Origin of the sequence: Pseudomonas sp. CFSAN084952 (assembly GCF_009648855.1) — a bacterium.
GTDB classification, from domain to species: Bacteria; Pseudomonadota; Gammaproteobacteria; order Pseudomonadales; family Pseudomonadaceae; genus Aquipseudomonas; species Aquipseudomonas paracarnis.
The window spans coordinates 4,797,328-4,810,071 of the sequence record NZ_CP045767.1 but is presented as its reverse complement, the minus strand read 5'-3'; the positions used below and the strand labels follow the sequence as shown (position 1 = coordinate 4,810,071).

Sequence of the window (12,744 nt, the reverse complement as noted above, 5' to 3'; positions counted from 1 at the left end):
GCCTTTGTTTTAACAGCTGCCTCGGCTTGAATGTTGTTCGATGTTTCAGGTCTTGTGGGGTTGGTTGTTGTAAAGTCTTTTTCAGGCCTGCATAATGGTCGGCCTGATTTTGTTTTAGGTCAGTAGCTCAATTGGCAGAGCGACGGTCTCCAAAACCGTAGGTTGGGGGTTCGATTCCCTCCTGACCTGCCAGATTCACGTGGTGTGTCTGGCTTTCTTTTCACAGGATCTTCATAGATGACTCCTAAGGCTGAAGCTCAAAGCTCTCGTTTCGATCTGGTAAAGTGGCTCGCTGTAGTCGCCTTGGTGGTCGTAGGCGTTGTTGGCAATCAGTACTATTCTGCTTCGCCGATCCTGTACCGTGTACTCGCTTTGCTTGCCCTCGCTGCTGTAGCCGCCTTTGTAGGCCTGCAGACTGCCAAAGGCAAGTCGTTCGCGGTACTGGTTAAGGAAGCTCGCACCGAAATCCGTAAAGTCGTTTGGCCGACTCGCCAAGAAACCACTCAGACCACATTGATTGTCGTGGCTGTTGTTCTGGTTATGGCGTTGCTGTTGTGGGGGCTTGATTCCCTGCTCGGCTGGCTTGTTTCCTTGATTGTTGGCTAAGGGTGTCCCGTGGCTAAGCGTTGGTACGTTGTGCATGCTTACTCGGGTTACGAGAAGCATGTTATGCGCTCTTTGCTGGAGCGCGTAAAGCTGGCAGGCATGGAAGATGGCTTCGGCGAAATTCTGGTTCCCACTGAAGAAGTGGTTGAAATGCGGAATGGGCAGAAGCGCAAAAGCGAACGCAAGTTCTTCCCTGGCTACGTGCTGGTACAAATGGACATGAACGAAGGTACTTGGCACTTGGTCAAGGATACCCCTCGCGTCATGGGCTTCATTGGCGGTACTGCCGACAAGCCTGCTCCGATCACCGACAAAGAGGCGGAAGCAATTCTGCGTCGTGTTGCTGATGGTAGCGACAAGCCCAAGCCGAAGACATTGTTCGAGCCGGGTGAGGTTGTTCGCGTTACAGACGGTCCGTTCGCTGATTTTAACGGTACGGTCGAAGAAGTTAACTACGAAAAGAGCCGGATCCAAGTGGCAGTGCTCATTTTCGGTCGCTCTACCCCGGTAGAGTTGGAGTTCAGCCAGGTCGAAAAGGTCTAGCTGGGCAAGCATCCCAACCCCGCAGCCTAGGCTGTGGGGTTTTGTCGTCACTGGGATAAACGCGCAAGTAACCGGGGAGCCTTTCGAGGCGTTTGAACCCGTAATTGGAGTGCCTCATGGCCAAGAAGATTACCGCTTACATCAAGCTGCAAGTGAAGGCCGCTCAGGCCAACCCTAGCCCACCCGTCGGTCCAGCTCTGGGTCAGCACGGCGTGAACATCATGGAATTCTGCAAGGCCTTCAACGCCCGTACTCAGGGTCTTGAGCCAGGTCTGCCGACTCCAGTGATCATCACTGTATACAGCGACCGTAGCTTCACCTTCGAAACCAAGTCGACCCCGGCTTCGGTTTTGCTGAAGAAAGCTGCCGGTCTGACCAGCGGTTCCGCTCGTCCTAACACCGTTAAGGTTGGCACCGTAACCCGTGCTCAGCTGGAAGAAATCGCGAAAACCAAAAACGCGGATCTGACTGCAGCTGATATGGATGCAGCCGTGCGTACCATCGCCGGTTCTGCTCGTAGCATGGGCCTTAACGTGGAGGGTGTGTAATGGCTAAGCTGACCAAGCGCCAAAAGGCTATCGCCGGCAAGATCGAAGCAGGCAAGTCCTACAACTTCGTAGACGCTGCTGCCCTGCTGACCGAGCTGTCGACTGTCAAGTTCAGCGAGTCTGTTGACGTTGCTGTGAACCTGGGTGTTGACCCACGTAAATCCGACCAGGTCGTTCGTAGCGCTACTGTGCTGCCACACGGCACTGGCAAGACTGTACGTGTTGCTGTCTTCACCCAAGGCCCAGCTGCTGAAGCTGCTCTGGCCGCTGGTGCTGATCGCGTTGGCATGGACGACCTGGCTGCCGAAATGAAAGGCGGCGACCTGAACTATGACGTCGTTATTGCTTCCCCGGATGCAATGCGTGTTGTAGGTCAGTTGGGTCAGATCCTCGGTCCACGTGGCCTGATGCCTAACCCTAAAGTCGGCACCGTAACTCCAGACGTAGCTACCGCGGTTAAAAACGCCAAGGCTGGTCAGGTTCGTTATCGCACCGACAAAAACGGCATCATTCACACCTCCGTTGGCAAAGTCGGCTTCGATGCCGTCAAGCTGAAGGAAAACGTTGAAGCCCTGATCGCTGATCTGAAGCGTATCAAGCCTGCTTCCTCGAAAGGTATCTACGTCAAGCGCGTTACCCTGAGCACCACTATGGGCCCAGGTCTGGTCATCGACCAAGGCTCGCTGGACGTATAAGACACAAGTTGGCGCAAGCGATTGCGCCAATTGAAAGATTGGGGTCCCTGCCTGGCGGGGGCTATCCAAGACCGTAGGCGACGCAAGTCTTAAACCAACAAGCCTACGCAGATGGTGCTCCCGGTTCCTTACCGAATCAGACACCAAAACGACATCCGGCCTCGGCCAGATGAAACGGTAACAAGCAGGAGTTAAACCCGTGGCAATTAATCTCGAAGACAAGAAGGCCATCGTCGCTGAAGTCAACGAGGCTGCCAAAGCTGCTCTGTCCGCTGTCGTGGCTGATGCCCGTGGTGTGACAGTAGGCGCTATGACCGGACTCCGTAAAGAGGCTCGTGAAGCTGGCGTATACGTACGTGTTGTACGTAACACCCTGCTCAAGCGCGCCGTTGCTGACACTGAATACAGTGTTCTCAACGACGTGTTCACTGGCCCGACTCTGATCGCATTCTCCAAGGATCATCCGGGCGCTGCTGCCCGTTTGTTCAAAGAGTTCGCCAAGAGTCAGGATAAGTTCGAGATCAAGGCAGCTGCGTTCGAGGGCAAGTTCCTCGCAGCTAACCAAATCGACGTACTGGCAACACTGCCGACCCGCGACGAAGCCATTTCGCAGCTGATGAGCGTGATTCAAGGCGCTACCAGCAAGCTGGCTCGTACTCTGGCTGCAGTTCGCGAGCAAAAAGAAGCTGCCGCAGCCTAAGGCTGAGCAACCTCTCTCGCGTATTTTTGTTTATTTCGATGGCCGCGTAGGCCGTCCCCCAATTCAGGAAATACAGCAATGTCTATCTCCCAAGACGATATCCTCAACGCCGTAGCTGAAATGTCGGTTCTGCAGGTTGTTGAGCTGATCAAAGCTTTCGAAGAAAAATTCGGCGTTTCCGCTGCCGCTGCTTCCGCCGGTCCAGCTGCTGCTGCTGCCGTTGTTGAAGAGCAAACCGAATTCAACGTCATGCTGACCGAAGCTGGCGAGAAGAAAGTAAACGTGATCAAGGCAGTACGTGAACTGACCGGTCTGGGCCTGAAAGAAGCCAAGGCTGTAGTTGACGGCGCTCCTGCCATGGTTCTGGAAGCTGTTACTAAAGACGCAGCTGACAAAGCCAAAGCTACTCTGGAAGAAGCAGGCGCTAAAGTCGAGCTGAAGTAAGCATCGACCTTGCGTCTCCAGCCCAAGCGTTAAGCTGAAGGCTGATGGCTGGTGGCTCTTGCCACCGGCCTTTTTCCGTTCTTGGCTGTCGACTCGGTCGCCGCCATTAACGCGCTGTAGCCACCCGAAGCGGTGGTGCAAACCATGGGGTTTGCAAGATTTTCTGGCTGCTCCCGTCGGAGGGGCCAAACAAGCAGGTGACCAAGCTGGGGAACGCTGATGGCTTACTCATATACTGAGAAAAAACGTATCCGCAAGGACTTTAGCAAGTTGCCGGACGTCATGGATGTCCCGTACCTTCTGGCTATCCAGCTGGATTCGTATCGTGAATTCTTGCAGGCGGGAGCGACCAAAGATCAGTTCCGCGACGTGGGCCTGCATGCGGCCTTCAAATCCGTTTTCCCGATCATCAGCTACTCCGGCAATGCTGCGCTGGAGTACGTCGGTTATCGCCTGGGCGAACCGGCATTTGATGTCAAAGAATGCGTGTTGCGTGGCGTTACGTACGCCGTACCTTTGCGGGTAAAAGTCCGTCTGATCATTTTCGACAAAGAATCGTCGAACAAAGCGATCAAGGACATCAAAGAGCAAGAAGTCTACATGGGCGAAATCCCACTGATGACTGAAAACGGTACCTTCGTAATCAACGGTACCGAGCGTGTAATCGTTTCCCAGCTGCACCGTTCCCCGGGCGTGTTCTTCGACCACGACCGCGGCAAGACGCACAGCTCCGGCAAACTCCTGTACTCCGCGCGGATCATTCCGTACCGCGGTTCGTGGTTGGACTTCGAGTTCGACCCGAAAGACTGCGTGTTCGTGCGTATCGACCGTCGTCGCAAGCTGCCGGCCTCGGTATTGCTGCGCGCGCTCGGTTACACCACTGAGCAAGTGCTGGATGCTTTCTATACCACCAACGTATTCAGCCTGAAGGATGAAACCCTCAAGCTGGAGCTGATCGCTTCGCGTCTGCGTGGTGAAATTGCTGTACTGGACATCCAGGACGAAAAAGGCAAGGTCATCGTTGAGGCTGGCCGTCGTATCACTGCGCGCCACATCAACCAGATCGAAAAAGCCGGTATCAAAGAGCTGGAAGTGCCACTGGACTACGTCCTGGGTCGCACTACCGCCAAGGTCATCGTTCACCCGGCTACAGGCGAAATCCTGGCTGAGTGCAACACCGAGCTGAACACCGAGATCCTGGCCAAGATCGCCAAGGCCCAGGTTGTTCGCATCGAGACCCTGTACACCAACGATATCGACTGCGGTCCGTTCATCTCCGACACACTGAAGATCGACTCCACCAGCAACCAATTGGAAGCGCTGGTCGAGATCTATCGCATGATGCGTCCTGGTGAGCCACCAACCAAAGACGCTGCCGAAACCCTGTTCAACAACCTGTTCTTCAGCCCTGAGCGCTATGACCTGTCTGCGGTCGGCCGGATGAAGTTCAACCGTCGTATCGGTCGTACCGAGATCGAAGGTTCGGGCGTGCTGTGCAAGGAAGACATCGTTGCGGTACTGAAGACCCTGGTCGACATCCGTAACGGCAAAGGCATCGTCGATGACATCGACCACTTGGGTAACCGTCGTGTTCGCTGCGTAGGCGAAATGGCCGAGAACCAGTTCCGTGTTGGCCTGGTGCGTGTTGAGCGTGCGGTCAAAGAACGTCTGTCGATGGCTGAAAGCGAAGGCCTGATGCCGCAAGACCTGATCAACGCCAAGCCAGTGGCTGCGGCGGTGAAAGAGTTCTTCGGTTCCAGCCAGCTTTCGCAGTTCATGGACCAGAACAACCCGCTCTCCGAGATCACCCACAAGCGCCGTGTTTCTGCACTGGGCCCGGGCGGTCTGACCCGTGAGCGTGCAGGCTTTGAAGTTCGTGACGTACACCCGACGCACTACGGTCGTGTTTGCCCGATCGAAACGCCGGAAGGTCCGAACATCGGTCTGATCAACTCCCTGGCCGCTTATGCGCGCACCAACCAGTACGGCTTCCTCGAAAGCCCGTACCGTGTGGTGAAAGACGCTCTGGTCACCGACGAGATCGTGTTCCTGTCCGCCATCGAAGAAGCTGATCACGTGATCGCTCAGGCTTCGGCCACGATGAACGACAAGAAAGTCCTGATCGACGAGCTGGTAGCTGTTCGTCACTTGAACGAGTTCACCGTCAAGGCGCCGGAAGACGTCACCTTGATGGACGTTTCTCCGAAGCAGGTAGTGTCGGTTGCAGCGTCGCTGATCCCGTTCCTGGAACACGATGACGCCAACCGTGCGTTGATGGGTTCCAACATGCAGCGTCAAGCTGTACCGACCCTGCGTGCTGACAAGCCGCTGGTAGGTACCGGCATGGAGCGCAACGTAGCCCGTGACTCCGGCGTTTGCGTCGTGGCTCGTCGTGGCGGCGTGATCGACTCCGTTGATGCCAGCCGTATCGTGGTTCGTGTTGCCGATGACGAAGTAGAAACTGGCGAAGCCGGTGTCGACATCTACAACCTGACCAAATACACCCGCTCGAACCAGAACACCTGCATCAACCAGCGTCCGCTGGTGAGCAAGGGTGATCGCGTTCAGCGTAGCGACATCATGGCCGACGGCCCGTCCACCGACATGGGTGAGCTGGCTCTGGGTCAGAACATGCGCATCGCGTTCATGGCATGGAACGGCTTCAACTTCGAAGACTCCATCTGCCTGTCCGAGCGTGTGGTTCAAGAAGACCGCTTCACCACGATCCACATCCAGGAACTGACCTGTGTGGCACGTGATACCAAGCTTGGGCCAGAGGAAATCACTGCAGACATCCCGAACGTGGGTGAAGCTGCACTGAACAAGCTGGACGAAGCCGGTATCGTTTACGTAGGTGCTGAAGTTGGCGCTGGCGACATCCTGGTCGGTAAGGTCACTCCGAAAGGCGAGACCCAACTGACGCCGGAAGAGAAGCTGCTGCGTGCCATCTTCGGTGAAAAAGCCAGCGACGTTAAAGACACTTCCCTGCGTGTACCTACCGGTACCAAGGGTACTGTCATCGACGTACAGGTCTTCACCCGTGACGGCGTTGAGCGTGATGCTCGTGCACTGTCCATCGAGAAGACCCAGCTCGACGAGATCCGCAAGGACCTGAACGAAGAGTTCCGTATCGTTGAAGGCGCGACCTTCGAACGTCTGCGTTCCGCTCTGGTAGGCCACAAGGCTGAAGGCGGCGCAGGTCTGAAGAAAGGTCAGGACATCACCGACGAAATTCTCGACGGTCTTGAGCACGGCCAGTGGTTCAAACTGCGCATGGCTGAAGACGCTCTGAACGAGCAGCTCGAGAAGGCCCAGGCCTATATCGTTGATCGCCGCCGTCTGCTGGACGACAAGTTCGAAGACAAGAAGCGCAAACTGCAGCAGGGCGATGACCTGGCTCCAGGCGTGCTGAAAATCGTCAAGGTTTACCTGGCAATCCGTCGCCGCATCCAACCGGGCGACAAGATGGCCGGTCGTCACGGTAACAAAGGTGTGGTCTCCGTGATCATGCCGGTTGAAGACATGCCGCACGATGCCAATGGCACCCCGGTCGACGTCGTCCTTAACCCGTTGGGCGTACCTTCGCGTATGAACGTTGGTCAGATCCTTGAAACCCACCTGGGCCTCGCGGCCAAAGGTCTGGGCGAGAAGATCAACCGTATGATCGAAGAGCAGCGCAAGGTCGCAGACCTGCGCAAGTTCCTGCACGAGATCTACAACGAGATCGGCGGTCGCAACGAAGAGCTGGACACCTTCTCCGACCAGGAAATCCTGGATCTGGCGAAGAACCTGCGCGGCGGCGTTCCAATGGCTACCCCGGTGTTCGACGGTGCCAAGGAAAGCGAAATCAAGGCCATGCTGAAACTGGCAGACCTGCCGGAAAGCGGCCAGATGCAGCTGTTCGACGGCCGTACCGGCAACAAGTTTGAGCGCCCGGTTACTGTTGGCTACATGTACATGCTGAAGCTGAACCACTTGGTAGACGACAAGATGCACGCTCGTTCTACCGGTTCGTACAGCCTGGTTACCCAGCAGCCGCTGGGTGGTAAGGCTCAGTTCGGTGGTCAGCGTTTCGGGGAGATGGAGGTCTGGGCACTGGAAGCATACGGTGCTGCATACACTCTGCAAGAAATGCTCACAGTGAAGTCGGACGATGTGAACGGTCGTACCAAGATGTACAAAAACATCGTGGACGGCGATCACCGTATGGAGCCGGGCATGCCCGAGTCCTTCAACGTGTTGATCAAAGAAATTCGTTCCCTCGGCATCGATATCGATCTGGAAACCGAATAACACGTGACGCGAATCGAGAGCGTGGCCGTTTGGCCCGCTCTCTGCTCCGCCAGGAGGAAAGGCCTTGAAAGACCTACTGAATTTGCTGAAAAACCAGGGTCAAGTCGAAGAGTTCGACGCCATCCGTATTGGATTGGCATCGCCTGAGATGATCCGTTCGTGGTCGTTCGGTGAAGTTAAAAAGCCGGAAACCATCAACTACCGTACGTTCAAACCTGAGCGTGACGGCCTGTTCTGCGCCAAGATCTTTGGCCCGGTAAAGGATTACGAGTGCCTGTGCGGTAAGTACAAGCGCTTGAAGCACCGTGGTGTGATCTGCGAGAAGTGCGGCGTTGAAGTTGCGCTGGCCAAGGTTCGTCGTGAGCGCATGGCGCACATCGAACTGGCTTCGCCGGTTGCCCACATCTGGTTCCTGAAATCGCTGCCGTCCCGTATCGGCTTGCTGATGGACATGACCCTGCGTGATATCGAACGTGTTCTCTACTTCGAGAGCTATGTCGTTATCGATCCAGGCATGACCACCCTTGAAAAGGGTCAGCTGCTGAACGACGAGCAGTACTTCGAAGCGCTGGAAGAGTTCGGTGACGATTTCGATGCCCGCATGGGTGCCGAAGCTGTCCGCGAGCTGCTGCACGCTATCGACCTGGAACACGAGATTGGTCGTCTGCGCGAAGAAATTCCGCAAACCAACTCCGAAACCAAGATCAAGAAACTGTCCAAGCGTCTGAAGTTGATGGAAGCCTTCCAGGGTTCCGGCAACTTGCCAGAGTGGATGGTGCTGACCGTTCTGCCGGTTCTGCCGCCAGACCTGCGTCCGCTGGTGCCGTTGGACGGTGGTCGTTTCGCGACGTCCGACCTCAACGACCTGTACCGCCGCGTGATCAACCGTAACAACCGCTTGAAGCGCCTGCTTGATCTGTCCGCTCCGGACATCATCGTGCGCAACGAAAAGCGTATGTTGCAGGAAGCTGTGGATGCCTTGCTCGACAACGGTCGTCGTGGTCGCGCTATCACCGGTTCCAACAAGCGCCCTCTGAAATCCCTGGCTGACATGATCAAGGGTAAGCAAGGTCGTTTCCGTCAGAACTTGCTCGGTAAGCGTGTTGACTACTCCGGTCGTTCGGTAATTACCGTAGGCCCGACCCTGCGTCTGCACCAGTGCGGTCTGCCCAAGAAGATGGCACTTGAGCTGTTCAAGCCATTCATCTTCGGCAAGCTGGAAATGCGTGGTCTGGCGACCACCATCAAAGCGGCCAAGAAAATGGTCGAGCGCGAACTGCCCGAAGTTTGGGACGTTCTCGCCGAAGTGATTCGCGAACACCCGGTTCTCCTCAACCGTGCACCGACCCTTCACCGTCTGGGTATCCAGGCGTTTGAACCAGTACTGATCGAAGGTAAGGCTATCCAGCTGCATCCTCTGGTCTGTGCCGCGTACAACGCCGACTTCGACGGCGACCAAATGGCCGTGCACGTACCGCTGACACTGGAAGCCCAGTTGGAAGCGCGTGCGTTGATGATGTCGACCAACAACATTCTGTCGCCAGCCAACGGTGAGCCAATCATCGTTCCGTCGCAGGACGTTGTATTGGGTCTGTACTACATGACTCGTGAAGCGATCAACGCCAAAGGCGAAGGTCGTGTGTTTGCTGACCTGCAGGAAGTTGACCGTGTGTTCCGTGCCGGCGAAGCCGCACTGCACGCCAAGGTCAAGGTGCGGATCCACGAAACCGTCAACGACCGTGACGGCGGCAGCGTGAGCAACACCCGTATCGTCGACACCACTGTCGGCCGTGCGCTGTTGTACCAGGTTGTTCCAAAAGGTCTGTCGTACGACGTCGTCAACCTGCCGATGAAGAAAAAGGCGATCTCCAAGCTGATCAACCAGTGCTACCGCGTGGTTGGTTTGAAAGAGACCGTTATCTTCGCTGACCAGTTGATGTACACAGGTTTCGCTTACTCGACTATCTCCGGCGTTTCCATCGGCGTTAACGACTTCGTTATCCCGGATGAAAAAGCCCGCATCATCAGTGCTGCCACTGACGAAGTGAAAGAGATCGAGAGCCAGTACGCCTCCGGCCTGGTAACCCAGGGCGAGAAGTACAACAAAGTGATCGACCTTTGGTCCAAGGCCAACGACGAAGTGTCCAAGGCGATGATGGCCAACCTCTCGAAAGAGAAAGTCATCGACCGTCACGGCGACGAAGTTGACCAGGAGTCCTTCAACTCGATGTACATGATGGCCGACTCGGGCGCACGGGGTTCTGCTGCGCAGATCCGTCAGCTCGCCGGTATGCGTGGCCTGATGGCCAAGCCGGACGGTTCCATCATCGAAACGCCGATCACTGCGAACTTCCGTGAAGGTTTGAGCGTACTCCAGTACTTCATCTCTACTCACGGTGCTCGTAAGGGTCTTGCGGATACCGCGTTGAAAACCGCTAACTCCGGTTACCTGACTCGTCGTCTGGTAGACGTTGCACAAGATCTGGTTGTAACCGAGATCGATTGCGGCACCGAGCACGGCCTGCTGATGACTCCGCACATTGAAGGCGGTGACGTTGTAGAGCCGCTGGGTGAGCGCGTATTGGGTCGTGTTATTGCCCGTGACGTATTCAAGCCAGGCACCGAGGAAGTTATCGTTCCTGCCGGTACCCTGGTGGATGAGAAGTGGGTCGAGTTCATCGAACTCAACAGCATCGACGAAGTGATCGTTCGCTCGCCGATCAGCTGCGAAACCCGCTACGGCATCTGCGCCAAGTGCTACGGCCGTGACTTGGCTCGTGGTCACCAGGTGAACATCGGTGAAGCGGTCGGCGTTATCGCTGCCCAGTCCATCGGTGAGCCGGGTACCCAGCTGACCATGCGTACGTTCCACATCGGTGGTGCGGCAAGCCGGACCTCCGCAGCCGACAGTGTTCAGGTTAAGAATGGCGGTACCGTCCGTCTGCACAACCTCAAGCACGTTGAGCGAGTGGATGGCCACTTGGTTGCTGTGTCCCGTTCCGGTGAGCTGGCAATCGCTGATGACTACGGTCGTGAGCGTGAGCGTTACAAGCTGCCGTACGGTGCTGTGATTTCGGTTAAAGAAGGTGACAAGGTCGACGCTGGCGCAATCGTGGCCAAGTGGGATCCGCACACTCACCCAATCGTTACCGAAATGAAAGGTACCGTGACCTACGTGGGCATGGAAGAAGGCATCACGATCAAGCGTCAGACTGACGAATTGACCGGTATGACCAACATTGAAGTACTCGACGCCAAAGATCGTCCAGCTGCCGGCAAAGACATCCGTCCTGCCGTGAAGATGGTCGACGACAACGGCAAGGACCTGTTGCTGCCAGGCACTGACGTAATCGCTCAGTACTTCCTGCCAGCCAACGCCCTGGTCGGTGTAGCGGATGGTGCGAAGATCGCGATCGGTGATGTTATCGCGCGTATCCCGCAAGAAACTTCGAAGACCCGTGACATCACCGGTGGTCTGCCGCGTGTTGCCGACTTGTTCGAAGCTCGTCGTCCGAAAGAAGCGTCGATTCTGGCTGAAGTCAGCGGCACCATCGCGTTCGGTAAAGAGACCAAGGGCAAGCGCCGTCTGGTCATTACCCCGAACGACGGTAGCGATCCGTATGAAGAGCTGATTCCGAAGTGGCGTCACCTGAACGTGTTCGAAGGCGAACAGGTAAACCGCGGCGAAGTTATCTCCGACGGCCCGAGCGATCCACACGATATCCTGCGTCTGCTGGGTGTGAGTGCGCTGGCCAAGTACATCGTTAACGAGATCCAGGACGTTTACCGTCTGCAAGGCGTGAAGATCAACGACAAGCACATCGAGACCATCCTGCGTCAGATGCTGCGTAAAGTTGAAATCGCTGAATCCGGCGATTCCAGTTTCATCAAGGGCGACCAGATGGAACTGACTCACGTACTGGTAGAAAACGAGCGCCTGGCGAACGAAGAGAAATTTGTCTCCAAGTTCACTCGCGTGTTGCTGGGTATCACTAAGGCGTCGTTGTCCACTGAGTCGTTCATCTCGGCGGCCTCCTTCCAGGAGACCACTCGCGTACTGACGGAAGCAGCGGTAACCGGCAAGCGCGATTACCTGCGCGGCCTGAAAGAAAACGTAGTCGTGGGTCGTCTGATCCCGGCAGGTACCGGTTTGGCTTATCACAGCGAGCGTAAGCGTCGCCGTGATGCTGACAAGCCGCTGCGCGTAAGCGCCAGTGAAGTGGAAGCTGCACTGACCGAAGCGCTGAACTCAAGCGGTAACTGAGTTCTGCGATAGATGAGTCTGGGCCCTGGCACTCCCGTTCGTCGGATCGAGGCATTTTTGCCCCGGTTCGACGCGAGGGGAGGTCGGGGCCTTGCCTTGACTGGGGACAAGATCCTCTTTAGACTCTTGTACCCCTAAATTTGGCGGGAATTCGTTCCTGCCATTTTGCTTTTCTTGCAAGACAATAGCGTCGCAAGACAACAGTGGAGCTAGTAGATGGCAACTATCAACCAGCTGGTACGTCAGCCGCGTAAGCGTATCGTCGAGAAATCCGACGTACCTGCGCTGCAGAACTGCCCGCAACGTCGTGGCGTATGCACCCGTGTGTATACCACCACGCCGAAAAAACCTAACTCGGCACTGCGTAAAGTATGCCGTGTGCGTCTGACCAACGGTTTCGAGGTTTCCTCGTACATCGGCGGTGAAGGCCACAACCTGCAAGAGCACAGCGTGGTACTGATCCGCGGCGGTCGTGTAAAAGACTTGCCAGGTGTTCGTTATCACACCGTACGCGGTTCCTTGGATACTTCCGGCGTTAAAGGTCGTAACCAGGGTCGTTCGAAGTACGGTACCAAGAAGCCTAAGTAGTAGCGGCTTTTTGTAAACCTGAATCATCTTATTTTCTGAGTCGATAAGAGTAAGGTCGGAGGC

At 56.0% G+C, this 12,744-nt stretch carries 9 protein-coding genes and 1 tRNA gene; all 10 read left to right on the top strand.

Annotated features, from left to right (window positions below; genetic code table 11):
* The first annotated feature begins 116 nt into the window (after positions 1 to 116).
* The 10 genes from GH769_RS21950 (at position 117) to rpsL (ending at position 12,681) form a co-directional block, all read left to right on the top strand.
* Positions 117 to 192, top strand: a tRNA-Trp gene (locus GH769_RS21950).
* Between the two features lie 45 nt (positions 193 to 237).
* Positions 238 to 606 (top strand): preprotein translocase subunit SecE, encoded by a 369-nt coding sequence (gene secE / locus GH769_RS21945; RefSeq protein WP_003194658.1) that lies wholly within the window; start codon positions 238 to 240, stop codon positions 604 to 606.
* A 9-nt stretch (positions 607 to 615) separates the two neighbouring features.
* A complete protein-coding gene (gene nusG, locus GH769_RS21940) occupies positions 616 to 1,149 on the top strand; it encodes a transcription termination/antitermination protein NusG (protein WP_003176436.1) in 534 nt (177 codons plus the stop codon).
* A gap of 116 nt (positions 1,150 to 1,265) precedes the next feature.
* The gene (gene rplK / locus GH769_RS21935; protein WP_003176435.1) at positions 1,266 to 1,697 is read left to right on the top strand and encodes a 50S ribosomal protein L11; all 432 of its coding nucleotides are present in this window, start codon (positions 1,266 to 1,268) and stop codon (positions 1,695 to 1,697) included.
* Complete coding sequence (gene rplA, locus GH769_RS21930; RefSeq protein ID WP_003176434.1) at positions 1,697 to 2,392, top strand: 50S ribosomal protein L1; 696 nt, start codon at positions 1,697 to 1,699, stop codon at positions 2,390 to 2,392. Before rplK ends, rplA begins: the two co-directional genes overlap by 1 nt.
* Before the next feature lie 199 nt (positions 2,393 to 2,591).
* Positions 2,592 to 3,092, top strand: coding sequence for a 50S ribosomal protein L10 (gene rplJ, locus GH769_RS21925; protein WP_003232405.1), 501 nt, complete (start codon positions 2,592 to 2,594; stop codon positions 3,090 to 3,092).
* A 78-nt stretch (positions 3,093 to 3,170) separates the two neighbouring features.
* Positions 3,171 to 3,536 carry a 50S ribosomal protein L7/L12 gene (gene rplL, locus GH769_RS21920; RefSeq protein WP_020302454.1) on the top strand — a complete coding sequence of 122 codons (366 nt, stop codon included), beginning with the start codon at positions 3,171 to 3,173 and terminating at the stop codon, positions 3,534 to 3,536.
* 219 nt (positions 3,537 to 3,755) lie between these two features.
* Entirely contained in the window at positions 3,756 to 7,829 is a 4,074-nt protein-coding gene (gene rpoB, locus GH769_RS21915; protein WP_019819139.1) for a DNA-directed RNA polymerase subunit beta, read from the top strand.
* Positions 7,830 to 7,893: 64 nt separating this feature from the next.
* Positions 7,894 to 12,093, top strand: a complete 4,200-nt coding sequence (rpoC, locus tag GH769_RS21910; protein ID WP_003194653.1) for a DNA-directed RNA polymerase subunit beta' — start codon at positions 7,894 to 7,896, stop codon at positions 12,091 to 12,093.
* 216 nt (positions 12,094 to 12,309) lie between these two features.
* A complete protein-coding gene (rpsL, locus tag GH769_RS21905; protein ID WP_002555494.1) occupies positions 12,310 to 12,681 on the top strand; it encodes a 30S ribosomal protein S12 in 372 nt (123 codons plus the stop codon).
* Positions 12,682 to 12,744 lie beyond the last annotated feature (63 nt).